27 protein-coding genes and 2 pseudogenes are annotated in these 25,495 nt (G+C 38.4%); all 29 read right to left on the bottom strand.

Annotated elements, in window-relative coordinates; genetic code table 11:
• Positions 1-144: 144 nt before the first annotated feature.
• Positions 145-1,653, bottom strand: a complete 1,509-nt coding sequence (gene glpK / locus JX304_RS04390; protein ID WP_205011426.1) for a glycerol kinase GlpK — start codon at positions 1,651-1,653, stop codon at positions 145-147.
• A 340-nt stretch (positions 1,654-1,993) separates the two neighbouring features.
• Positions 1,994-2,155, bottom strand: a pseudogene (locus JX304_RS04385) (CPBP family intramembrane glutamic endopeptidase); the annotation flags it as partial.
• Positions 2,156-2,176: 21 nt separating this feature from the next.
• On the bottom strand, positions 2,177-2,593 hold the full coding sequence (locus JX304_RS04380) for a hypothetical protein (RefSeq protein ID WP_205011425.1): 417 nt from the start codon (positions 2,591-2,593) through the stop codon (positions 2,177-2,179).
• A gap of 3 nt (positions 2,594-2,596) precedes the next feature.
• On the bottom strand, positions 2,597-3,478 hold the full coding sequence (locus JX304_RS04375) for a DUF4300 family protein (protein ID WP_205011424.1): 882 nt from the start codon (positions 3,476-3,478) through the stop codon (positions 2,597-2,599).
• Positions 3,479-3,818: 340 nt separating this feature from the next.
• Complete coding sequence (locus JX304_RS04370; protein ID WP_205011423.1) at positions 3,819-4,550, bottom strand: Ltp family lipoprotein; 732 nt, start codon at positions 4,548-4,550, stop codon at positions 3,819-3,821.
• Between the two features lie 203 nt (positions 4,551-4,753).
• Complete coding sequence (locus tag JX304_RS04365; RefSeq protein ID WP_205011422.1) at positions 4,754-5,065, bottom strand: hypothetical protein; 312 nt, start codon at positions 5,063-5,065, stop codon at positions 4,754-4,756.
• Between the two features lie 110 nt (positions 5,066-5,175).
• Complete coding sequence (locus tag JX304_RS04360; RefSeq protein WP_205011421.1) at positions 5,176-6,933, bottom strand: glycoside hydrolase family 13 protein; 1,758 nt, start codon at positions 6,931-6,933, stop codon at positions 5,176-5,178.
• A gap of 199 nt (positions 6,934-7,132) precedes the next feature.
• The gene (locus JX304_RS04355; RefSeq protein ID WP_205011420.1) at positions 7,133-8,152 is read right to left on the bottom strand and encodes a DNA/RNA non-specific endonuclease; all 1,020 of its coding nucleotides are present in this window, start codon (positions 8,150-8,152) and stop codon (positions 7,133-7,135) included.
• Positions 8,153-8,336: 184 nt separating this feature from the next.
• On the bottom strand, positions 8,337-8,777 hold the full coding sequence (locus JX304_RS04350; RefSeq protein WP_205011419.1) for a GNAT family N-acetyltransferase: 441 nt from the start codon (positions 8,775-8,777) through the stop codon (positions 8,337-8,339).
• Between the two features lie 18 nt (positions 8,778-8,795).
• Complete coding sequence (locus JX304_RS04345) at positions 8,796-9,233, bottom strand: hypothetical protein (RefSeq protein ID WP_205011418.1); 438 nt, start codon at positions 9,231-9,233, stop codon at positions 8,796-8,798.
• A gap of 86 nt (positions 9,234-9,319) precedes the next feature.
• Positions 9,320-10,174, bottom strand: a complete 855-nt coding sequence (locus tag JX304_RS04340) for an ADP-ribosylglycohydrolase family protein (RefSeq protein ID WP_205011417.1) — start codon at positions 10,172-10,174, stop codon at positions 9,320-9,322.
• 43 nt (positions 10,175-10,217) lie between these two features.
• A complete protein-coding gene (locus tag JX304_RS04335; RefSeq protein WP_205011416.1) occupies positions 10,218-10,847 on the bottom strand; it encodes an ABC-2 transporter permease in 630 nt (209 codons plus the stop codon).
• Entirely contained in the window at positions 10,847-11,695 is an 849-nt protein-coding gene (locus JX304_RS04330) for an ABC transporter ATP-binding protein (RefSeq protein ID WP_205011415.1), read from the bottom strand. The genes JX304_RS04335 and JX304_RS04330 overlap by 1 nt, the downstream gene beginning before the upstream one ends.
• Entirely contained in the window at positions 11,688-12,068 is a 381-nt protein-coding gene (locus JX304_RS04325; RefSeq protein WP_205011414.1) for a GntR family transcriptional regulator, read from the bottom strand. Before JX304_RS04325 ends, JX304_RS04330 begins: the two co-directional genes overlap by 8 nt.
• Positions 12,069-12,270: 202 nt before the next feature.
• A pseudogene (locus JX304_RS04320) lies at positions 12,271-12,402 on the bottom strand (ADP-ribosylglycohydrolase family protein); the annotation flags it as partial.
• A gap of 40 nt (positions 12,403-12,442) precedes the next feature.
• A complete protein-coding gene (locus tag JX304_RS04315; protein WP_205011412.1) occupies positions 12,443-13,060 on the bottom strand; it encodes an SAP domain-containing protein in 618 nt (205 codons plus the stop codon).
• A gap of 104 nt (positions 13,061-13,164) precedes the next feature.
• The gene (locus JX304_RS04310) at positions 13,165-13,293 is read right to left on the bottom strand and encodes an ADP-ribosylglycohydrolase (RefSeq protein ID WP_205011411.1); all 129 of its coding nucleotides are present in this window, start codon (positions 13,291-13,293) and stop codon (positions 13,165-13,167) included.
• Between the two features lie 14 nt (positions 13,294-13,307).
• The gene (locus tag JX304_RS04305; protein WP_205011410.1) at positions 13,308-14,111 is read right to left on the bottom strand and encodes an alpha/beta fold hydrolase; all 804 of its coding nucleotides are present in this window, start codon (positions 14,109-14,111) and stop codon (positions 13,308-13,310) included.
• Between the two features lie 213 nt (positions 14,112-14,324).
• Complete coding sequence (locus JX304_RS04300; RefSeq protein ID WP_205011409.1) at positions 14,325-16,007, bottom strand: ABC transporter ATP-binding protein; 1,683 nt, start codon at positions 16,005-16,007, stop codon at positions 14,325-14,327.
• Between the two features lie 2 nt (positions 16,008-16,009).
• Positions 16,010-16,747 (bottom strand): ABC transporter ATP-binding protein, encoded by a 738-nt coding sequence (locus JX304_RS04295; protein WP_205011437.1) that lies wholly within the window; start codon positions 16,745-16,747, stop codon positions 16,010-16,012.
• A 135-nt stretch (positions 16,748-16,882) separates the two neighbouring features.
• Positions 16,883-17,623, bottom strand: a complete 741-nt coding sequence (locus JX304_RS04290; protein ID WP_205011408.1) for an ABC transporter permease — start codon at positions 17,621-17,623, stop codon at positions 16,883-16,885.
• Between the two features lie 277 nt (positions 17,624-17,900).
• A complete protein-coding gene (locus tag JX304_RS04285) occupies positions 17,901-18,530 on the bottom strand; it encodes a TetR/AcrR family transcriptional regulator (RefSeq protein WP_002890498.1) in 630 nt (209 codons plus the stop codon).
• Between the two features lie 168 nt (positions 18,531-18,698).
• Positions 18,699-19,307, bottom strand: a complete 609-nt coding sequence (locus JX304_RS04280; protein ID WP_239649401.1) for a Type 1 glutamine amidotransferase-like domain-containing protein — start codon at positions 19,305-19,307, stop codon at positions 18,699-18,701.
• Between the two features lie 47 nt (positions 19,308-19,354).
• A complete protein-coding gene (gene aac(6') / locus JX304_RS04275; RefSeq protein ID WP_205011407.1) occupies positions 19,355-19,783 on the bottom strand; it encodes an aminoglycoside 6'-N-acetyltransferase in 429 nt (142 codons plus the stop codon).
• 307 nt (positions 19,784-20,090) lie between these two features.
• Entirely contained in the window at positions 20,091-21,449 is a 1,359-nt protein-coding gene (gene rlmD / locus JX304_RS04270) for a 23S rRNA (uracil(1939)-C(5))-methyltransferase RlmD (protein ID WP_205011406.1), read from the bottom strand.
• 62 nt (positions 21,450-21,511) lie between these two features.
• Positions 21,512-22,822: an LCP family protein gene (locus JX304_RS04265; protein WP_205011405.1), complete on the bottom strand. Its 1,311-nt coding sequence runs from the start codon at positions 22,820-22,822 to the stop codon at positions 21,512-21,514.
• Positions 22,822-23,673 carry a prephenate dehydratase gene (pheA, locus tag JX304_RS04260; protein ID WP_205011404.1) on the bottom strand — a complete coding sequence of 284 codons (852 nt, stop codon included), beginning with the start codon at positions 23,671-23,673 and terminating at the stop codon, positions 22,822-22,824. Before pheA ends, JX304_RS04265 begins: the two co-directional genes overlap by 1 nt.
• The gene (locus JX304_RS04255) at positions 23,664-24,149 is read right to left on the bottom strand and encodes a shikimate kinase (protein ID WP_205011403.1); all 486 of its coding nucleotides are present in this window, start codon (positions 24,147-24,149) and stop codon (positions 23,664-23,666) included. The genes pheA and JX304_RS04255 overlap by 10 nt, the downstream gene beginning before the upstream one ends.
• Entirely contained in the window at positions 24,142-25,425 is a 1,284-nt protein-coding gene (gene aroA / locus JX304_RS04250; protein ID WP_205011402.1) for a 3-phosphoshikimate 1-carboxyvinyltransferase, read from the bottom strand. The genes JX304_RS04255 and aroA overlap by 8 nt, the downstream gene beginning before the upstream one ends.
• Positions 25,426-25,495: the final 70 nt, after the last annotated feature.

The following is a 25,495-nucleotide window of genomic DNA, read 5'->3' as shown; positions in this document are numbered from 1 at the left end:
GTTGAGTGGGCTCTACTACGCTGATTTCATCAGCTTTTACAGCCCTACTCAACTGTGCGGAGGTGGGACGACGAAATTGAATTCTAACGAATGACCGATTTCTGTCCCACTCTCTCTCATAAACTATTCATTCGATGAATCCCTTTAGTCATCAGACTCTGCAAATACTTGAGTGGCTTTGACTGCTTTCTTCCATCCCTTGTACAATTTCTCTTTGCGAGCTTCATCCATCTGGGGTTCAAAGATTTGGGCTGCTCCATGAAGAGATTTTAATTCATCTAAGTCCTTCCAATAGCCTACTGTCAGACCTGCTAGGAAGGCTGCTCCTAAAGCCGTTGTTTCCAAGTTTTCGGCACGAGCAATCGCAATTCCAAGAATATTTGCCTGAAACTGCATTAAGTAATCATTTTTCGCTGCTCCTCCGTCTACTTTTAGTACAGGGATAGGAGTTTTGGCATCTACCTGCATGGTGTCGATGATATCGCGAACTTGATAGGCAATGGATTGAAGAGTTGCTTTGATAAAGTCTTCCTTGGTCGTGCCTCTGGTAAGCCCAAAGACAGAACCACGCGCCTCTTGGTTCCAATATGGTGCTCCAAGACCCGTAAAGGCGGGGACAACATAGATTTCATCATCATTCTGAGATTTCAGAGCATAGGCTTCCGATTCAGGAGAACTGTCGATCATCCGAAGGCCATCACGGAGCCACTGAATGGCACTTCCAGCGATAAAGATAGAACCTTCTAATGCATAGTAGACCTTGCTATTGATCCCATAACCAATCGTCGTCAGCAGGTTATTTTCTGATAACTGCATCTCTTCACCCGTATTCATAATGATGAAAGATCCAGTTCCGTAGGTATTTTTGACCATACCAGGTTCAAAAGCCAATTGGCCAAAGAGAGCGGCTTGCTGGTCTCCTGCCATACCTGCAATCGGAACTTGTCCACCGTAGAAATGGAAAGGAGCTGTCTTGCCATAGATTTCAGAGTTTGAACGCACCTCAGGAAGCATGATTTTAGGAATGTTGAGGATTTCCAAAATCTCATCGTCCCATCTCAGTTCCTTGATATTGTAGAGCATGGTACGGGCAGCATTGGAGTAGTCTGTCACGTGGACTGCTCCATCCGTCAACTTCCAGACCAGCCAAGTATCAATGGTCCCAAAGAGCAATTCTCCTTTTTCCGCACGCTCTTGTGCTCCTTTAACATGATCCAAAATCCAACGAACTTTAGTTGCTGAAAAGTAAGCATCAATGACCAAACCTGTCTTTTGGTGGAAGGTTTCTACATAGCCTTGGTTTTTGAGCTCTTCAGCCAGTGGAGCAGTTTGCCGTGATTGCCATACAATAGCATTGTAAATAGGAAGACCCGTATTCTTATCCCAAACAACTGTCGTTTCCCGTTGATTGGTAATACCGATTGCCTCGATTTGATTGGGCTTGATGCCACTTTCAATAAAGACTTCAGCGATCACCGACTGTACAGAGTTCCAAATCTCATTAGCATTGTGCTCCACCCAACCAGCCTGCGGAAAAATCTGAGTGAATTCCTTTTGGCTAGAGCTAACTTGCTCGCCTTTTTTGTTAAAAATGATGGCCCGCGAACTAGTGGTTCCCTGGTCAATCGCCATAATGTAAGTTTCTTGAGACATAAACTGCCCTCCTAAATAAGGTACTTAAATATCTTGTTCTTTCATAAACTAGTATACTCTATTTCATCTAGGATTTGTATCCATTTTTTTAATATATTACAGTCTAAATTTTCCTTCTGTTTCCAACTCTATCAGACAAAGTTAAAAGAGCCCTAAGGCTCTTCCTAGTATTTCAAATGCTTATCAAGATCTGCTCTAATCTAAGCGATATAAGAATTCCATGATCAGGCTGTCTTAGATTTCCTTCTGAGATTCATCTGCCTCAAGTTTTAACATTTTCTCAAAAATCTTGAAGGACCTATCAGCCTTTTCCTTAGAGGTTAAACTCTATTTTTCTGAAAGCTGATGACAAACCACCTACAATAACAGCGATGATCCCCATTGGTGATGTAAAATCAACCTTCACTCCTCCTGCTCTTAAAAACCAAACCAGAAGGCTGACACCTAATACTTGACCAAAGGTCCCTAACAAATACATAGATAGGGCTTGTTTTCTACTCATTCGTGATTCCTTTTCTTTCAATTAATTTCCAGTGCTATGTACCTTAAACCCATACCTGCCTGCATTTCGCTTGAGTGTATTCACTAGCTCTTCATTCCGCTTGCTTTTTCCAAAAAAGAAGGGAATGGTCTTTCCATTTCTGAGTTCAATATAGAAAGCACAGCGACTCCCACCACCAGCGCGACCACGAAAAATTGAGTACGTGATTTGCTTGATTTCTTTTAGTGAGATCCTGCGACGGCTGAAGCACAAAGACACATGAATGTAGAAGATGCCACGGTTAATATGGAAGGGCGCAAAGAAGGGACCGCCACTAGATCTCACGATTGCCCTTCTTCTCAGGAAAAGGAGAAGACTGAAAAAGAGCAAGAAAACTAGCGCATAAAGAATCGGAGCATACTCTATTATCTTTCTAAATGCTATCACAATGTCCTTCATTCTCTATTTCATCTCAACCCATTTTTCATTGTCCATGATAAAGGGCTTAGCCAGACCTTCGCCTGTGTAGTCTTGATACTTGGTCTCCAAGTATTTGTAGACATCTTCCTTGGTCGCAAACTTGATGGCTTGGTAAGGTTCTTCAAAGGTCAGCTTTTCAACAAAGAGATAGCCGTCCTTTGCAGGAACCAAGACACCGACGTGCCCGACAAAAAGGGTGTTGCCGTCTAGGTTATCATGAACGATAACGGAAAGCATGCGGGCATTTTCATTGAACTTGAAGTGAGAAAAATACTCTTCCATCTTCTTGGCATGGACTTTGACATCCGTTGTCGCCTCTGTCGGAACCCGTGAATACAGAATGTTAAAAGCTTCCTTGTCTGCCTCATCGAAGATCTTCCCTTTGTCAATGGCATCATTGTCCACAAACAAGAGTTCACTATCCGCTTTCATCTTAGGAATCTCGATGCGATTCTTCAGCAAGGTATAACTATTGATCCGGCAGTTGGTCCCGACGAAATCGCCCTTCTGCTTGGTCCACAAGTCACTGATCTTCTCGACATTGTAGTCTGTTTTCTTGAACTTGCTAAAGTCACCCGTCAAGCCAACAGATCCAACGATATTATCATAGTCCGTTACTAGAGCAAGAAACTTGTCTACACTTTCCTGATCCAAATAAGCAGACAAGAGAGTGCGCACTTCTTCGACGCTAGCCTTGCTATTAAGGTTGCTGTAGGTGCCCTTGTAGCGCTCCTTGTCTGAACTAGATTTCTGCACCGTTGAGGGTTCCTGCTTTTTCTTGGCTTGCTTTTGGTTGGTCCCACAAGCCGCTAAAGCAAAGATCGCCAAGGCACTAAGGAGCATTATTTTTTTTAATTGTTTCATTATTGGTTCCTTTTCTATATACTAAGATGTTTTGTAACATGATACATTTGATTTCCTATCGAATCTCCTTCTCCTATATTATAGTTTAAAACTGACTTAGCTCCAACTATTTTTCACGAAATGAAGAAACTTTATAGGTAGCAAAAAAGAGCTGGCAGACAATCCAGCTCTTCAATATGTTGCATTGGACTTGTATGATAGTCATCACTATTCAACTAGCGATTAAAGATAGAAAATGTGTTTGATAAACACTATGCCTCTTTTCATCATTTTCTATCCTAGCTTTTGTTGGGTTCAGTAGCCTCTTTTAAGGTCTTCCAAACCACACTAGAACGATTGTTTAATTCGACCAATCTATTTTGGCATGTTCTATTGCATACTCAGCTTCTTCTTGAGTAAATTTTCTATATTCAACAAGTTTTTCTAATAACCTTTCTTTCGTAATCTTGCCACCGTTTGCATAAGATTCCGCTTCTTTCACAGCGTCCTCCTTCCAATCGAAATTAACATGTTCTACAGCATAATCAGCCTCTTCTTGAGTAAATTTGTCAATATTTATAAGTTGCTCAACCAATTTATTTTTCGAATAATGAAACTCTTGATATGATTTTGCTCTTAAAAGTGCTTGCTCTTTCCAGTCTATATTAAGCTTATTGATAGCATACTGGCTAGCATCCTCTGAATACCTGTCATACTTAGTAAGATAAATTTTAATTTGCTGCTGCGATAAATGTTTTTTTGACCAAGATTTAGCTTTTTCATATGCATATGTATAATCTGGATCTAGTAAAGTTGGAGGAAATAGTCTTTTCATAAACATATTCATTAATGATTCTAAATCATCCTTATTTTTCTTATCACTTGAAGAAGGGTAGTTTTGTTTTGATAATTCGAAATCATCCTTATTTCCATCACTTGAAGTAGAGTATTCTTTTTCAGAATTAGTTACTATTTTTCCTGTATATGAATTTTTCCATTCATTATAACTTCTTTCATAACTATATACCATAAAAGCTACAAATGCTACCATCATTCCAACCATCGTAAAAATAAATGTCAAAAATTTTCTCATAATGAACACCTTTATTTGTTTTTCTCCAATGGAATCTTTCAGCCTCTTGAACTACATTCATTAGTATTATACCATGAAATATTGTTCATTTTTATTTACTAATGGAAAAGTCTAAATACTAGTAAACAAAAAAGCGACTGCAATAGTTCAACTGCAATCACTCGTTCTATTATGAAATAAAAATAACAAGGTATTATTAAGGATTATTTAATCTTGTGTTTGTTCATCTTTTCTTCAAAGATGGCTGTCATAATCTTGCGGAGCTCTTCTCCTTCTCTTTCAGGAAGGTCTCCTTGACTCTTGGCCACCGCATAGAGTTCAGGGTATTGCTTAGCTACACGCTCAACTGTCTTGGTCGTCGCATGCCCTCTGACAAAGAAAGGAATGCGCTTGATCCATTCTTGTGGTACAAGGTCAAGCAACTTCTTCGCTGCTTCTTTATCAGAAATCTCAGCTGTACTCAATCCTTGCTTGATTTGTTCTTGTTCTTTTTCTGTAAAATCTTTTAATTCCATAGTAAATTCCTCATTTGTTTATCTAAGTACACATTATACACCTATGTAGAGGAAAGTACAATTAAAGGATTTCGGAAAATAGTACACAAATGCGTCCATTAGAAATTGATTTATTCGTTCAACTCTTCCCTATAAATAACAAAGCCATTTGGCTGAATGATCAAGCGATCATGGGAAATGCTTCCAAGACTCATCAGATCTGCCTGTCCTCTTTCTAAGACAACGTCTTTCTTGGAGTGGTTAAAGTAGGCTTTGAGAATCTGACCCTCATATTGCCATTCTACTGCCACCACATCCGGCTCCACTTCTTCTAAACTCACTTTACCATACTGAATCATGCCCGCTACTTCTTTTCGGAGCTGGATCAAGTCCTTCATAAAGTTGAGCATGTCATTGTCCGCTGACACACGTTCCCATGGCATGACACGGCGGCAATCTGGGTCTGGACCACCGATGAGGGCTAGCTCCGTTCCATAATAGATACAGGACGTTCCCCGTTGCAAATAAAGGAAGGCGATAGCAGACTTGACAGACTGAAGATTGCCTTTGGCCGTCGTCAAAATGCGCTCTGTATCATGGGAGTCCAAGAGGTTGAACATCACCTCAGAGATCTGTTGCCTGTAGTACATAGACTGGCTATTGATCTCCCAAATGAAGCGTTGCGTCTCCTTATGCCCCCGCAGGAAATAATCCTTGATACTTTCAGAGAGGGGATAGTTCATCACGGCATGGAACTCATCACCATTGAGCCAAGGTTGGGACGAATGCCAGATTTCTCCGAGGATATAGAGATCCGGCTTCTTGGCCAAGACCGCCTTACGGAAATCCCGCCAAAATTGATGGTCGATTTCATTGGCCACATCCAGTCGCCAAGCATCAATATCAAACTCTTCAATCCAGTAAGTCGCAACCTTCAAGAGGTAGGCCTTCACCTCAGGATTAGCCGTATTGAGCTTAGGCATATAGCCTGCAAAGGCAAAAGCATGGTAAGACAAGTCGCGACTATTCCACAGATTTTCTGAGGAGACAGGGAATTCTTTGATATGGAACCAATCCTTGTAAATCGAATTCTCCCCGTGTTTGACCACATCCTGCCATTGGGGTGAATCATAGCCAATATGGTTAAAGACAGCATCCAGCATGATCTTCATCCCACGCGCATGGGCCTCTTTCACTAGCTGGCGGAAAGTCTCCTTATCTCCAAAATGACGATCAATTTCAAAATAATCAATGGTATCGTACTTGTGGTTACTTGGAGACTCAAAAATAGGACAAAGGTAGAGTCCTGTGATCCCTAACTCCTGCAAGTAGTCCAGATGATCGATGATCCCTTGCAAATCTCCACCAAAGAAATCCAAGATTTGAGGGGAAATAGAGGCATCCCAAGGACGAACGCCTTTTGGCGAAATAGCTGGATTCCCATTGGCAAAGCGCTCAGGAAAAATCTGATACCAAACCGTCTGAGCCACCCAATCTGGAACAGCACACCCATCAATCTCATGGATAAAGGGAAGCTTAAAACCGTTCATGACAAAGTCCAGGTTTTCCTTGTTGTAGGCTGCTACACCTCGGTCTCCATATAAGACCTTCTGTCCTTTTGTATCTTCTAATTCAAAGAGGTACTGGATCCGAGCATAGCCAACAGATACCGACACTTGCCAGTAATCAAAGAGGTCGTCTGTCGTCACCTTGAACATTTCCTTAGTTGCCTCATAAAGATCCTCTGCAAAAATAAAAGGATCCCCATAGTGTAAGACAATCCGTTTGATATCCTCTTTCTTGGTCCGGATGCGAATGTGAAGCTGGCCGTCCTTATAAAGATAGGCGTACTCCGATTCAGGCCGGTGATAAATCGCTGTAAATTCCATCTGTCTCGTCTCCTACGATACTCTCTTTTCATCATTTACCGTTTTATGCAAACGGTTCCATAAACTATTTCTAGTATACTACTTTATAAAAACGTTTGCAAGATGCTGAGAGATCATTTTAGATTACTAACTTTTTAAGAATGTAATGCAACAAAAAAGCCCAACAATTGGGCTTTTTGTGTTGCAGAATAACTGATCCTCATTCCTTACTTGTATGCCTTTTTCCAAGACTTAGCGCTTGCTCTTCTGACATTTGAACAACCTTAGAAAAATTAGTATTGCGAGGCATACTGTCCAAAGAATACCAATAAACATCCGCACTCCCATTTCTGGCCACATAAACAACTGGAGCTAGTTGAGGAGTTGGTGCTGCAGGCTCGACAGGTTGGACTGGCTGAGCTGGCTCTACTGCTTGACTCGGTTGAGGGGCTTGACTTGGTTGCGTCTCTACAGAAGGACTAGCAGGTTGAGGTTGACTACTTGGTTCTGTCGGCACTAAAGATGGCTTGGCAGTTCCCTTCAGATAGTCAATGGTTGCATTCTTAGAGTAGTTGTCCAAGGTAACAGTGGTAATCCCATAAGCATCTACTGACTCTTTGGGACTACTTAAATTGATTGGTAGAAGGTTGCCATCTCGATCAATTCCTACATATTGCAAGGTCACCTGCCGAGGAATTAATTCATCCCCTGTGTAGACAGGTGTCACCTTGTAGTCCAACCAATAATTGGGGTGGGTAGCCAGCCAGCTATCGAGTCGTTTCTCGTAGTAGAGCATGCCCTCCACATTGCTATCTGCTGTCCCCTTATAATTCCCCGTATTGGTCCAGGCAGTTAGAGGAACCAGATTTTTCCCTTCATTGGTCAGTCCACTAAACTGATAGCCGATCAAATGCCCTCTATGGAACAACCAGGCCTTCTTTCCCTTGTTTCCATAAGCAATCTTATAATTGTGCCAGCCAACCGGATTGTAGCTGAGACGTGGTTCTCTTTTTTTCTTTGGCTCATCCTTGTCCTGCAGCTGAATATGAGCGGACGTCGCACGACCCAAATGATCAAACTCACCTAGAACGAGCTGCTTATTGCCATTAAAAGGCAGTAGATGAAGACTCTGGTAATCGAGTCCAGTTTGCTGAGCTTGAACCCCTTGAACAAAGGTTAAGGACATGAAAACCGCGACTATCCCAACAATGACATTCTTCAAAAATCGTTTTGTAAGCATAATAAACTCCCGCATTACTATCTAGTATTATTATAACAGAAAAAAGCGGTTACAGACATAGAAGATGGGCAATTTCTTCTCCTATTTCAATGAGATTTTATAATGAGTTTATTTTTACTTTAGATTTCTTTAGTGTATAAAATAAGGACTATTATTTAAATACATAAAATGATACACAACTTTTCTAAATCAATTTATATTCATACCACTCTTCGTCTACTTTCTGAAATCCCAAGGCCAAAAACATTCTTTGACTTTGAGTATTAAATGGATAAATTTGTGCAGAGACCTTTACCATATTTTGCTCTTTCGCCAGCTGTATCATTTCAGAAATACATCGTCTTCCGATCTGTAAATTTTGATACTCTTTGCTGATCACTATAGAAAGTTCTGAGTTATCTTGAAGTGTCACATCTCCAACTAACACTCCTTTATATTGGATATAATAGCATGAACCATGTGAAGTTAGGTAATCATACATTTTATGAAGTTTTGTTAGACTGTAAATCTGATCAGTATTATCCACTTGTTTGCAAACCTCACTATCTTGATACCAAAGAAGGGAGATGTCATCATTCCTATAATAAGGAATAAGCGTTATCTGATCGTCTACTATTCTATTCATCCTTGCTTTTCCTTAATTCTATTTCGACGCTTCTTCCGATTCTTCAATTCTTTCCACATACCAGTTGGCCATCTTTTGGCTCTTGCTTTTATAAGGGTTGGGAGGAAACAAGGTAAAAGGAGGAATGCTGGCATCGGGGAAGGATAATTCTACTCTTAACGTCCTCTCAGGGTTATCATCAGCATAGGCTGTAAAATAGATATGGTAATTGCCACTCACATCACCACCATTATCATACTCTCCTCTAGCAGTATTTGGCAATAAGGTCACGGACTTTATGCCTTGCTTTTCCTGAGCTAAGTATGCAATTATCTCACTCTTAATAGCAGATTCGTGATTTCTGATGAAATTACTATCATCACTATATCCAGGATGTCCATTGAGCGAATAGAAAATAATAACCATCAAGAAAGGTAGGGAAATTAAAAAAATAATCAATTTATTGGATTTTAACATAGGGGTACCCTCCTAGTTTTTACTCTCTTCTCAGAATTCATTCCCATTGTAATACAATAAAAAGTTCTATAGATTATGAAGTTCCATTATCCTATTAAGACCTCAGTTTCCCATCGTCTGAGCACATCTTTTAAAGGCTCATCTAGATAGGTATAGGCTTTATCCTTAATCCAATCAGGGATACCATATGCGGCCTCTGCTATACTCCCGGTGATGGCAGCAAGAGTATCACTATCTCCACCAAGAGAAATCGCATTTCGAATTGCATCTTCAAAATCTGTACTTTCAAGAAAGGCAATGATGGCCTGAGGTACCGTATTCTGGCAAGTTTCATTAAAACGATAAGTAGGACGAATTTCATCTAGTGTTTGAGAAAGATTATATCCACACTCTTGTTCTATGTGTTCCTTGATGAGTCTCTTACACTCTGTAGGATTATTATTGATTGGTTGCTGGTAATCCCCACAGTAGCCTCCAAAGTAATACCTACACATAAAGATAGCATCAGACGTTGCCATAGCTCCCTTAATCCCTTCTGGATGGTTGTGCGTCACTTCTGCAGAAAGTCGCGCAAGAGCTCTTCTGGACGGCCAGGCTCCTGTTCTTGCACAGAAACTACAATCCATGGCCCAGGCACATGGAGAAACACGCATGGCAGACCCATTGCCAAAGCTATTATAAGGGGCGCGGTCATTGCTATGAATCCATGTATCAAACCTAGCACCATAACCAGCATCAGGATACATCCTACCATACTTCTTCATGGCATCAATAAAGTCATCCTTCTGGCCGCCATTCATGATGGCTTCTGCCACAGCACAGGTCATAACCGTATCATCAGTGAAAAAACAATCCTCCCGAAATAATGGAAAGTCTTTCGTTTTAATGTTGTCCCATTCATAAACAGAACCTACAATATCTCCAACTATTGCTCCTAGCATGAGATTCCTCCTTCTAAGTTTTTATAATGCACTCTCAACTTCTCTAATATTCTTTTTTCTCCATAATTAAAATAGATATTTTTATAGCAATTCCTATGAAAACAATACTAACAAAGACTATTCCGAGAAAAATCATTACCCTTGAATTCTTTAAGAAAAACTCCACAACATTAGTCAGTAAATCTGATTTTGCTTTAAAAAGACTAGATAGAGAAAATACTGTAAGGTATGTTATAACCATGATCAGCCTACCTTTTTCAGCACCGTACTTAAGGATAAACGGAAGTTGAATAGCTGATATTAAAATACTTGCAACTAATGTAATTAGTGAGATAAATATGATGCTGTCTATTAACATCTCATTTTTTATTACCAATTGAACAAATAAACATACTGAACCGACTAACCCAAAAACAAATGCAAAAAACAATTTACTTAGTACAAAGCTACTCTTTTTAACTGGCATTGAAAAGGCAAATTGTTCAAATTTCGATTTCGTATCATAACCAAAAGCGATTGCAGTTAAAATTAACGGTATCATTGTACAAATAAGCGGTATCATAAAAATTTCATTTTCATATACCCCATACACAATGAGTGCAATACTGAGAGTAATTGTTAATAGTAGTGTTTTCTTTAAAGTAGCTATATCTTTTAATATCAATGCAGTCATTATCTTTTACCTCCTTTCACAAAATATATCATAATATCTTCGATAGACGGTTTTTGTAATTTGATTCCATCTGGAACAAGATTTCTTTTAACAAGTAACTCTTGTCCAAATGAGTGTATCCTTCTTCCAATTATGGCTTCCTCCTCAAGATTTTCAACTTCTTCATTAGATAAAGTGCAGATGCCATAGTTTTCTTTGAGTTCATCCTTTGGTTCAACAAAAAGAACTTTACCATCATTGATAAAAGCAATATAATCTGCTACCTTCTCTAAATCTGATAGAATATGTGATGAAATTAAAATTGTATGATTTTCATTTTGCATAAAGTCAAGAAGAAAATCTAAAATTTCCTCCCTTACAATCGGATCCAACCCACTCGTAGCTTCATCCAATATAAGAATTTCTGCATTATGAGATAACGCTACTGCCATCGATAATTTCATTCTCATTCCACGAGAATAACTTTTAATAGTTTGTTTTTCAGATAGATTAAATTTCTTTTTTAATTGATAGAAAAATTCTCTGTCCCATTTTGAATATACCCTCGAACAAAATTTTTCCAAATCAACAAGTGTCATTTCTTCCGGCACTAATAAATCATCAAACACTACTCCGATTTTATCTTTCAATTCAAGACTGTTAGGATTATCATAACCTAAAATTTTAATTTCTCCTGAATCTTTCTTAAGTAACCCTAACAATAATTTTATGGTTGTACTTTTACCTGCACCGTTTTGACCAATGTATCCGATGATAGTCCCTTTAGGAATAGAAAAATCTATTGGCCCTAATGTAAAGTCATCAAACTTTTTAACCAAGTTTTTAATTTCGATAGCATAATCACTCATATTTTCCCTCCATATAACTACTAAACATCTCTACCAACTCATCATTGGTTACACCTGCAATCGCTGAAAGCTCAACAATATCTTGCATCTTTGATTCGATTTGTTTCAAATATTCTTCTCGAATAAGCTCTTTATTTTGAGCTGCAACAAAATTACCTTTACCTTGAACTGAATTAATGAAACCATCAAGTTCCAGTTCATCAAAAGCTCTTTTAACAGTTATCATGCTCACTCGAAGTTCTTTAGCTAAGAATCTGATTGATGGCAATTGCTCGCCAACCTTTAATTCTCCCGAAATAATCTGAGCCTTTATTTGATTTTTTATCTGTAAATAAATCGGACTATCACTTGAATTATCAATTTGTATATTCACCCTCCATATCCTCCTAACTATCCATCTGTTCTACCTGTTTATATTATACCATAACAGTTATATTAGTTCAATATTTAACAATCTTTATGAGCTATATTATAGTTTAAATTGATTACTTTTCGGTTGCAATTTTTAATATAACAAAAAGCCTTACAATTAAGGCTTTTATAATTTTTTGCTACAAAGTTTTAATGTTTTTACTAGCCACAGCACAGGTCATAACCGTATCATCAGTGAAAAAACAATCGTCACGAAATAATGGAAAGTCTTTCGTTTTGATATTGTTCCATTCGTAAACAGAACCGACAATATCTCCAATAATTGCTCCTAGCATAAGATTCCTCCTTGTGAACTCTTGGTTTAGACTGATTTTCCTATTTCCCATACTCGTTTATTTTATCAGCATATTCAGTCAAAAGATTCTTTGAATAAATTTTTTCAGCCTTTGAATTTCTAACTTCTTTCCAAAGAATAGAAGCTACTTTTAGTTTATTAGAGTAGTTGCCACTATTTTCGTCTGCACAGAAGTCCTTTAAAAATTGGTTCCATTGACAAACCGAATGATCATACTTGGCATAATCTGAATTTCCATAATAAACTTTTAGCATATCTTGGATTGTGAAACTCAAATCATTGTCGCTTTTTACTTTTCTCCAAGCAGTAGCCATATCGGCAGTAAACTTAAAGGGCGAAACATCTGTTAAAGTTGAGAAATATTCTCTAAAGTGTGCATTAAAGGAGAATCCACATTCAAGTAAGGGCGTATTTAAGGTAACGACTTCTACTTGTTTCTTTTTCCTTTTTATTGATGATTTTTTAATCAACTTCCCCTTAAAGTACTGCTCAATAATATGATTGAGTTCTTGTTTAGTACCTCTATATTCTAATCCTAATGACTTACATAGTTGTGAAAGTTCATCACGATACCAATAATATTTATTAAACTCATCGAGTGATACGATTTTATCAAACTCAGGTCTGCTTTCTATCAATATAACACCTCCTTAAAAACAGTTTAGGTTTTCATTTCTAAATAATGGAGTTTTAGATTCTTTATTATGAGGATTAGCTACGTTTCGCTAACAAGCTTACACATTCAGCGGTTCGGACTTACCGTATCGTCCGTGAAAAAACAATCCTCACGAAATAAAGGAAAATCCTTTGTCTTTATATTGTCCCATTCATAAACAGAACCGACAATATCTCCAACTAGTGCTCCAAGCATAAGATTCCTCCTTATTACATATCAGATTCATTACACATTTCCAATGAATCACTCTTTAAAAATGGCTCCACCAAATCAAGCCACTCTTGAGGTAGGTAAGCTGACAAATAGCCATGATTGTAGCCCTTTGCTTCATACAAAATTGTATTTGAATGTAGCTGATGAAATAATTTCGCTGATTCTTTCACACAGTTCAATTCTTTTTCACCATAGATATACAGAACCTGAGCCTTGCTAGCAGAAATCGTGTCCTTGAGCTTGTAACGCCCCATATAGGTTTTGTAAATAGTCACTAATGTTTTGATCGGCATCCTTGGCAGATCCTCCAAATAATAAGCTTTTATTTCCTCTGGATAAGCCAGTTTAGGATAAAGTTTGTTCATCATGCTTAACTGAAGTTTGCAAGAGAATTTATTGAACATTAGTTTACCAAATAGAGACACTAGAAAAATGCTGATTTTAGCCAACCTTGGTTGAGGAATACAGAGGCTTCCGTCTATGATGGCTTTCTCTGCTATCTCGCTGTCTAAGGACAAAAGCTCCATAGCAATTTGACCGCCAAGCGAAACACCACCGATCGCAAACAATTTCCCACCACAGTTTGCTTTGATATAGTCTAGAATCTCCAAAGCAGAATCTTCCGTAGAAACATAATCGAGTTGATATTCTTCACCGTGGCCATTCAAGGTGGGTAGAATGACACGGTATTTTTTCGACAAGATTCGTGCTTGACGAAGATAATTCCACCAAGAACTGCCACCGCCATGTATCAGCAAGATAGAAGGCAAATTCTTATCACCAAATTCATGAAATTTCATATTTAAACTCCTTACTGTAAGACTTTCACTGTATAAATACTTGTTAAATCAGTTTGAACAAGCAGTGATGCCTCATCAACGTGAACCTTTTGAGGATTATCTGCATTTTACCAACAAGCTTACACATTCGACGTGTCGTGATAGTAAACTTCTATATTATAGAACGAAAGTGATAGTGTGTTTTATAAAATTATACTATAAAACGAAAGAGAATTACACACTCAACTCAAACAATTTATAAAACTCACCTCTCCTATCCATCAAATCACTGAAAGAACCATCTTCAACAATAACGCCATCTTTCATAAAGAGAATTCTATCGTATTTTTTCAAAATGTTCTCATTCATCTTGTGGGTTACTACAAGTGCAGTCAAATTTTGAATATCCAAGATTGAACTTTCAATTTCAGTAGTTACTTGATTATCCAAAGATGAAGTAGCCTCATCCAATAATAAGATTGGTGTTTTTCGAATCAAGGCGCGCGCAATACTAACTCTTTGTTTTTGTCCACCAGATAGATTTGAGCCATTCTCTCCACATAAAGCTTGTAGACCTAATTCATTTTCTAAAACATAACTTTCTAAACCTGACTGCTGTACAGCTTTCTTTATTTCCTCATCAGTGAAGGATTGATTAAGAGTAATATTTGCTCTTAAAGTATCATCAAAGATATAAACATCTTGCTGAACAATCGTCATCAAGTTATAAAGACTCTCTGCTGAAATAGCTTGTATATCTTGATTATCAATTGAAATACGTCCACTTGTTACATCATAAAAACGCAGCAATAGATTGAGCAAAGTTGATTTTCCACTCCCTGACATTCCTACAATTGCAATTTTTTCCCCTTTTTGAATCTTCAAAGATAAATGATTAAAAATCTTTTCTTCAGTATTAGGATAAGAAAAATCTATATTTGAAAAAGAAATAACATCATCGAAATATTCTTTCATTTTACCAGTTTGAAGTTCGATTACATCTTTTACCTCAAATGCATCTAGTGTTGCCTGACCTTCACGGAATTTACTCATTCCCATACCAACTTCATTTAGTGGCATTACTACAAAATTGACCAGTTGAACAATAGCTGTTACACTTCCAATTGTGGTATAGCCATTAAAAACAAGATACATTCCTCCACCAAAGGCTACTAAAAAAACAATCATCCCCGAAAGCTGCGAAATAACATTAGCTAAGACATCAAATTTTCCTTTCATAAAATATATCTCATCCAATTTTTCGCTTTCATTTCTGTAATCTTGACGGATAGCCTCTTTCACATTAAAACTTTTAATAACTAGAAACCCTGCTAAAATATCTTTAACCTTAGCTAAATACTTCTGATCGGCAATCATGGCACTCTTTTGAAGATAAGCTGATTTTTGTCCAATGAATCCAGAAATCATCATTGGAATAATGCTAGCAATGATAACCAATAAGGTCAAATACCAATTACCTATAAACATAGCTAGGAGCGAAAAAATCATTAAGGAAAGGTTTTTTGAAATATTAAAATACTGGTGTAGATAATCTTGCTCAATTTTCTTCATATTTTCGGTTAATACAGAAATAAATTTCCCTGATTTTTCTTTAGAAAAGTCTCTATAATCCCTATCTAAAATAGATTGGAACACCTTATTTTTGTATCTTGACATGATTTGCCTAACAAGTCTATTTTTCAATCGAAGAGATATAAAGTTGAGCCCTGCATATATGAAAATAACACTAGCTCCTACTAGTACCGCTTGAGTTAAGGCATCTTCATTTTGGGACATACCACTATCAATAATACCTTTAATAGAATAAGCAAAAGCAATATTAGTTAAAGGGACCAGTATATTAAATATCATGAAAGCATAAAAAGCCTTCTGATGATTCTTTATCAATTGTTTCATCCTTAATCTACCTCATAATTCTTAATTTCATTTAGAAAATGAGACATAAAATATTCTTCTAAGTTAATATTCTCTCTCCTAATCTCTTTCATAGAGACCTGTTCTACAATTTCTCCATTTTTGATAAAACCAATTTTATCTGCTATCTGTGAAATTTCCGATAATATATGACTCGATATTAGTATTGTAATTCCATGCTCCTTAGAAAGCGACAACAAAAGATTTCGAATTTCTTGAATTCCTATTGGATCTAAACCATTGATTGGCTCATCTAAAATTAACAATTTAGGTTTTGTTAGAAAGGCACGAGCTAAACCAAGCCTTTGCCTCATTCCTAACGAAAAATCTTTTACTTTTTTAGTCGTATTCTTTAATCCGACCATTCTTAAGACTCTTATTATATCTGATTCAATAATATTTTTCCCCATATACTGAGCGTGAATTTCCAAAATTTCTTTTGCAGTGTAATTATCATAAAAAATTGGTGATTCAATAATACTTCCAATCTGACTTAATATTTCTTCTCTGTGTTCTTGTAGATTTTTCCCAAAAATTTCAATACTACCTGATGTAATTGTTGATAAGGATAACATACATTTCATTAACGTTGTTTTTCCAGCACCATTCGGTCCTAAAAAACCATAGATTTCTCCTTCAGCAATTTGAAGGTTGATACCACTTAAAATTTCTTCTTTATCAATTGTTTTAAAAACTTCTTTTATTTCAACAATATTTCTCATTTCTATCTCTCTTTCTATATCCAGTTTTAAATGCAAGAATTTTTCTCCCAGAGCATAAATACTAATTTATACAGTCTCTTTTTTTATAGAAATCATTAAGGAATTATCACTTTCCTTCAATTAAACTTAGGTATGCTACTTGATACTAATATCTTGTCTTGAAATATTAAAAATTGAAAATGAAGTAATCATTAAACTTATGAAACTTGCAAATATCAAAAAGAATAAGTTATCAGCAATATTATTAGATAAACTTCCTGGACTTACATTTGAAAGTAATGCTGCTAAACCAAGTCCTGTAAGCATTGTTATAGCTGTTGAATGCTTAATCATACCAAAAACAAATGGTAGCAACCCTATTAGTACTGTTGCAAACGTTATTCCAGCTAAGTTAATTAATTGACTAGCTACAGGGATATAACTAGATTCAGTTACAACAGCCATGAATTTAATGAATAATTGAATCACTAAATGTGCAGAAAAATGGGCAATAAATGCTATTAGAATGACTGAAATAATTTTTCCCCATAGTAATTTTATTTTAGAAATAGGGTAAGAAAACAACTGAAAAATTGTTCTTCGTTTAAATTCGTCAATAATAATCGTAGACAATAAATAAGATTCGAAAATCAAAAATGCTGCTTTTGTAAATAAAGATGAAAACAATGAAGCTACAATTGCCCAACCTTCCCATTTACCAGTAACTCTAATAACATTAGAATCCTGTCCAGTGAATTCCCCTAGTTTATTGTCAGTACCTAATCCCATAATAATGATTGCTGTTATACCTAGCACTATAAATATAGTACACAACCAGGCTAAAAATAATTTAGATTTAGAAACTTTATTTAATTCAATTTTAATAAGCGACAACATAGATTCTTTCCTCCAAAGTGTAAATAAAGAGTAAACTATTCAAACTAATCTCAACAAATATTTAAAAATTAACTTATTTTTCAGACAATGACACTATACATACTATCGGTATGTATATACTAAAAACAAACATACCTTTGGTATGTATAATAGATTTTTAATAACACACTTAAAGTATGTTATTTTTTAACTATAAATTATGTAAGATAATTTATTGAATTGATAACACATAAATAGAAATTAGTATTAACATGAATGTCATGCGACTACTTATTTACTATTTTTTTAAGTGATCAAATAAGTTGAAAATCACCTCCATCATTTCATCAGAAATTAACTGTACCCCTAGACCTTCAAAAGTAAGTTTAATGAAATTCATTTTACGCTTTAATTCTACTAATGAAAAAACGGAAATTTGAAAACCAATCCAAATATTTAGTGTTAAAACAATTAAATCTGCTAGCTCTTCTGGATATTCTGTTTTAATAGACCCATCTTCAACACCTTCGTAAACTTTTTCTCTAATTTCGGGTAAAAAATCAGAAAATAGACCTAGATACTGCTCTCCTAACAAACGTGGGCTTCTTAGCATGATTGAGGCAGAGTAAACGAGCCTTTGGTGTTCAAAATTAGAGAAAGAGTCCATCAAAGAATTTTGTATCTTTTCTAATCCAGTATTTCCTCTCCAATTATAATTTAAAATTTCTTGATTATTTTCGCTAATGATTGTTTGCAGTATATCATATTTAGACTCAAAATGATGATAGATAACACCTTTTGTTAATCCACCTAAGCCATCAATGATATCTTGTATTGACGTATTATCAAATCCTTTTTCTAAAAATAAATTTTTAGAGACCTCTAGTATTTTTTTTCTAGTTTCATGTGAGTTTCTATTCCTTGCCATTTTAGTCCCTTTCTATCATACCGATGGTATGTAATTCTATTGTAGTGGAAGTAACTAATAATGTCAAGTTCTTTATTGGAAAATGCAAAAAAGCCTTACAATCAAGGCTTTTCATTAAACAGTTCGTCTACACTTTAGTTACCTAAATCAAGATTTAGAGAATGAAAACTAGTCAATTTTCTCAATAATGTTTCCAAGTTTATCCAATGCAAGATAGGAGTGATCATTTAGTGGAATTATGGGAACATTAACGAGTTCTTCAGCTCTATCCTTGTTAGCTTTATCATTCCAGGAATCATAATGGACACTAATTAAAAACTGACTAAAGAGTCCTAATCCATTTTTTATCTTTATCTGATGATCTGAATTATCATTAGGTGAGACATAGACTTTTTCTCCTAATAATAGGGCTCCTGCAGAAAAACCTATAACTTTCGTCCCTTTATTAAGCATATGATCGATATAATTTTTGAACTCCTGATTGACATAAGTAGCTATATATTTTTCCGTATTTCCACCACCAATGATAATTAGATCAGCATCAAGATAGCTATCAAAATCAATCTGCTCAGTATCCAAGAGTAAGTAAGCAATGTTTAGATTAGGAAATTGACTTTGGAAAACTTCCGTGTACTTTTTCATATAGGGTTGCCAATTTTCTCGAAAAACTGTAAAAATGATAATTCTTTCGATCTTCCTTGATGACACAATTTTATTAACAATCGTATGGTTCTTTATCGGCGGATTTCCACCCATTAAAAAAATTTGTTCGTCCAATCTTTCACACTTTCTAAAGATACATAAATTTTGACCACGTTCTGAAATTATAATTTCTTCTTAAAATGAATAATTCTATTTGCCTCCAGAAATCCAATATTGAGATGAAATCTTATAGAATCCGTATTCGTTAAAGTACAGTCACTTGCAAATTCCTTACATCCTCTATTTTTCGCCCATTCCTCACATTTTGTACAGAGATTTTTAGCAATATCCTTTAAACGATATTCCTCGTCGACAATAATCCCTTCTAAGAATCCAACAGGACTATATTTACAACCTTCAACATAATCAAATCTGAGTGAACATAGTGCTAGACCTACAATTGTGTCACCTTCAACTTCAGTAAAGATTGCAGTATTTTTGCCATTCGTATATCTTTTTACTTCATCAATAGCTTCTTTATCGGTTAATTGGGGCCATAATTGTTTCATTAGTTTAGCCGTTTTTATAGAATCTTTTGTTATTCCATCCATATTGATGTTCCTCCGCAAATTACAGGCAAATGTTTCGAATCATGCTGTTACTTTGTTACTCATTGATTGACACCAATACCATCCCCTTCTACTTTTCGCTATCTCAGATAGGAAGAGCAGAGCCACGCACTCAGCGGTTCGATCTTCCCGTATTATCTCGTCGGTGCCCCTCCTCATTCTACGAGTCCTATCGCATGGGCCGAACATCTGCTTCTACTTCGCTGATACCTCAGCTCGTACAAGTAGTGATACTGCCTCAACATGGTGCGTTTGTGGGACTCAAAAGGTTCAGTGAACCTTTTGAGGATTAGCTACGTTTCACTAACAAGCTTACACATTCGACATGATGCGTCTGCGGAAAAAGATCCACCGGCTGTACTTTCTTCAATTCATAGCCCAACTCTTGATAGAGTTTGATATCCCGCGCCATGGTAGCGACATTACAGGATATATAGGCGATGCGGTCAGCTCCTGTTTGGGCGCTTGCTTTGATAAAGCTTTCGGTCAAGCCCTTGCGTGGTGGATCGACCAGGATGGCGGTTGGTTGGATGCCTTCCTTGAGCCAATTCTTCATGGCATTTTCAGCTGTGTCACAGACATAGTGGGCATTGGTGATGCCATTTATACTAGCATTCTTCTGACTATTTTCTACTGCTTCGGGGATGACTTCGACCCCATAGACTTCCTTGACATGCTTGGCAACTGACAAGCCAATGGTCCCGATTCCGGAATAGGCATCGATAACTACATCGTCTTCTCTTAACTCCGCAAAGTCAATAGCTGTCTGGTAGAGCTTCTCTGCCATTTCGGTATTGACCTGGTAAAAGGCTGGTCCAGAGATTTGGAAGCTATTGCCCAACATTTGGTCCGTAATGTAATCTTGACCATAGAGAACCCGCCATTCTTTCCCAAAAATGGCATTGGTATTCTGGTCATTAATATTTTGCATGACAGACATAATCTCTGGGAATTGCTTAATCAACTGCTCGATCAACTGGTCCACACGGAACACCTTAGGACGAGTGGTGACCAAAATAACCATTATTTGTCCTGAATGGTGACCACGACGAACCACAAGGTTACGAATCAAGCCAGACTGTTCCTTCTCATCATAAGGTTTGAGATCGAAACGACGAATCAACTCCCGAAGCGCCAAGACCACTTGGTCAATGACGGGATCTTGGATATAAAAGTCTTCAATCGGCATCAAATCATGAGAGTTCTTCCGAAAGAAGCCTGTCTCGACCTGACCATTGACACGACGAACAGGAACTTGGGCCTTGTTGCGGTAGTGGACAGGATGGTCCATCCCCAAGGTTAAGGGCACCTCGATATCAGTGATCCCTGCCATTTTATATAGACTATCCTTGACCTGTTTAGCCTTGAATTTTAATTGCTCCGGATAAGCTAGGTGCCCCAAGTCGGCAATGCCACTTCGCAAGTAAGCCAGGTCTAGTTCTTCATTACGATGAGGGGATTTTTCTAAGTACTCTTCTACTTTCCCGTAGCCGATCTTTTTGTTGACCTTGAGCACGCGCATGCGGATAACTTCTCCAGGTAGGGCATTCTCCACAAAAAAGACCAGGCCGTCTACCTTGGCTACTCCTGCTCCTTCGTGGGTCAGATCGACAATTTCAACGGTTACAATCTCATTTTTCTTCAACATGATTCTCTATCTTTCTACAAATTAAAAGGGATGGAGTCCAAAACTCCTATCCCCTTATTATATCATCTCAGTCCCATTTGGTACAATTTCTTTTTATAAGCATCGAAATCGACTAGTAGACCTTGGCCGCCATACATATCGTAGGCATCGACCCAATCCCCATTTTCTGGGATGGTCACGCGTTCCATTCCTTTACCGGCACTACCGACCAGTCCAATCCCATTTGTCAATAGGAAGGAGAAAGGTACATTGGTAGACGTCATAGCAAAGACTTTCCCAAGAGCTTCTGATCCCGTAAAGAGTTTGGTTGGATCCTTGATCTGATGCATGATAGCAGACATGACCTCTTGCTGGCGACGGGTCCGACCAAAGTCTCCTTCATCGTCCTTACGGAAACGCGAGTAATTGAGAAGGGTCCGGCCATCCATCCGTTGTTTGCCAACCTTGATGGTTTGCTGCGGAACGACACCGTCTTTCATGTTCAAATCGTCAGGCACTTCCACCTCACTGACCTTTTCACCATTAATCGTTGAGAATTTGGCATCCATCTCAACCCCATTTGGAAAGAGGGTATCAATGGCTGTCGCAAAGGTTTTGAAATCAACCATGGCGTAATATTGGATGTCAATGTCAAAGTTGTCCTTGAGCATCTGACGGACCAATTCAGCGCCTTGGTTATTGTTTTGCTCCCCAATGGTGAAGGCTGTATTGAGCTTCTGGTCATAGTAACCATCATATTCAGGAATATTTTGCTGGCTGACCCCATCAATATGGACCAGTGTATCCCGCATGAAGCTGACCATCTTGATCTTGCCTTCCTTGTTGTTGACATTGATCACCATGATGGAGTCTGTCCGGGTCTCATCAGATTTCTCACCGATCCGACCATCTGTCCCCAAGATGAGGATATTGACCCCGTCTCGTGACTTCTTGCCGTTAAATTTCTCAACGACAGCCGGTTTGGCATCTGGACCTGTCGGCTTACTGTTGAGTCCTTTCACAAACATGAAGACCATGCCACCGATAATGAGCAGGAAAAAGAGAGCAATCCACTTGAGGATCCGCTTGACACGGACCTTTTTCCGAGGTCTTTTTTGCCGATTTTGAGGAGGGACAGTTGCCTTTTTCTTTGACTTTTGTGAGCGCGATTGGTAGACAGGAAGGTCTTCGACCACTTCTTCCAGCTCATCTGGAACTTCCTCTTCCTCAAAGGTACGTGGTGTATCGGTCTCCTCTACGAAAGCACCTTGGCTTTTTTTGAGAAGGTAATTGTATTCTAGTTGTTCACGTTCATTTAGATAATGATAATTGGAGTGTAAATAGTCTAATCGTCGTTTTTCATGATAGGTTAAATATTCCAAATCTCTACTCATTACTGTTCTATTTCCTTCTCATTTACTGTATATACTGGATACTGGCCAAATACTTTGACCGCAATCTCCATAGCCGAAAGTTCCTCAAAGGCAAAATGAATCCATTCTTCTTTTTCCATGAGGAGATCAATAATAAAAAAATACTCCCCAAGCGCTGTTTTTAGCGGTCGACTCTCAATTTTTGTCATATTGATATTCCGCCAGGAAAAAGTGGATAAGGCCTTATAGAGGGCTCCTGGTTGATTGCTCGGTAGGGTCAAGGCAAGACTGACCTTGTCCTCTGTATGATGCAAGCTTGTAGGCATTTCTACAGCTTTTTTTCCTAGGATCCAAAACCGAGTGTAATTCGCCGCCATCTCTTGGATGTCCTTGTGCTGCACATACAGTTGGTACTCGTGGGCTGCACTCAGAGGCGCGATGGCTGCGATGTTTTTCTCCGGATGAAGGGAAACATAGCGGGCTGCATAAGCCGTCGAGGCAGTCATTTCAAGCTTGGCTGTTGGATAATGTCGGTCAATAAACGCCTTACCTTGGGCCAAGGCCTGGGGATGGGAATAAATCTCGTGAATGGGGCGGTCTTTTTTAGCCACGAGTAGTTGCTGTTGGATGGGATAGACGATCTCCGCAACAGCCTGAATGTCTCCGTGGTGGAAGAGATAATCGATGGTTTCGTGTACACTGCCCTCGATGGAATTCTCCACTGGGACAACCGCAGCACTCACTGCTTCTTGTTCAAAGGCTTTTAAGAGCTCGGTCAAGCTTTCATAGGGGATCAATTCATCATTTAGAAAGGCATGACTGGCTACGCCATGGGTAAATGAGCCTTTAGGTCCTAAGTATCCTACAAACATCGAATCTTCTCCGCAATTTCTTCTGGTGTCAGATCACCCGTCTCGATCGTATGGGTCGCACAAGACTCATACAAGGGAAGACGGTAATCATATAATGCTTTTAATTCAGTTTTAGATTGGTTCAAAAATAAGGGCCTTTGATGGGTCTTATCCGCCTGCAAGCGCTGATACAAGGCCTCAAAATCAAGTTTTAAAAAAATATTAGATGGATTGGTTTTTAAAAGTTCCAGATTTTCCTGACGCATGACCAAGCCACCCCCCGTTGAAATAACTCCACCTTCTTCTTGCAGTAGGCGCTTTAAGAGAGCCGTTTCTTGAGAACGAAAGCTTTCCTCGCCATAAATAGCAAAATACTGAGCCACAGGCATGCCTAGCTCAAGCACCAATTCAGCGTCCATATCATGAAAATTTGGGTCCAGTAATCGGCCAATCGTTGTTTTACCAGCCCCCATAAATCCTAGTAAGATTTTAGACATCTTGCAAGGCCTCCAAATCATTGAAGAAACTTGGGTAACTGGTATTGATGGCTTCCGCACGGTCTAAATATACATCGCCATCTTGCACAAGAAGCGCTGCAATAGCAGCCATCATCCCAATCCGGTGATCGCCATAAGTTGCTAACTGGGCACCGTGTAAAGGAGTTGGCCCTGTGATCACCATCCCATCTGGGGTCGGTTGAACAGTCGCCCCCATCGCGTTTAAACTATCCGCAACGACTTGAATACGGTCTGTCTCTTTCACCCGAAGTTCTTCAGCATCGGCAATGATGGTCTGGCCATTGGCCTGTGTCGCTAGTAGGGCAATAATCGGCAATTCATCAATCAAACGTGGAATCAGCTCACCTTTGATCACCGTAGCGGTCAAACTGGATGTTTCGACCACCAAGGTCGCAGATTTGGCGAGATCATCCTGGTTTTCTATCGTCACCCGTCCACCCATCTGCGCGATCACATCTAAAATCCCTGTACGGGTTTGGTTCATCCCAACATTTTCTAGAACAATTCGACTATTGGGAACGATCAAACCTGCCACCAGCCAAAAGGCTGCACTTGAAATATCACCTGGAACGACAACTGTCTGAGCTGTAAACTCTTGACCACCTTGAATCGTGATGGTTTTCCCGTCTACATCAATCTGTCCGCCAAACTGACGAATCATATCTTCTGTATGGTCACGCGTTTTTTCCTTTTCGATAATTGTCGATTGGCCATCTGCCTGTAGGGCTGCAAAAATCAAAGCAGACTTGACTTGAGCAGAAGCCACTGGTAAGCGATAAGAAATAGGCTGTAGCTGCGGATTTCCCTGAATGGTTAGAGGCGGGAGGTCTCGCTCACCTTGCCCAGCCAGAACAACCCCCATTTGACGCAAAGGCTGGGCGATCCGGTCCATGGGACGCTTGGACAAGCTATCGTCTCCAATCATAGTAGCCGAGAAGTCCTGTCCAGCTAGCACTCCAGAAATCAGACGCATGGAAGTGCCAGAATTCCCCATATCTAGGGGATTTTCTGGAGCAGACAGCCCATGAAAGCCACGGCCTTGAATCCTGATCACTTCTCCATCATCCACAATAGAAACGCCTAAATCTCGAAAGACCTGAATCGTAGAAAGAACGTCTTCTCCACGCAAGATATCCTGAACGATCGTTTGCCCTTTGGCAATACTTCCAAAAATAATCGAACGATGGCTAATAGACTTGTCACCCGGTACACGGATGGTTCCATTTAACCCTTTGCTGCCGGTTGCTAATTTCATTCCATTCTCCAGAGCGCTTTTCCTCATATTCTATCATAAATATGGCAGTTATTCAATTTTTGTCTAAAAT

The organism is Streptococcus parasanguinis (assembly GCF_901875555.1).
Lineage (GTDB): Bacteria > Bacillota > Bacilli > Lactobacillales > Streptococcaceae > Streptococcus > Streptococcus parasanguinis_H.
This window is presented reverse-complemented; position numbering and strand designations above follow the sequence as displayed.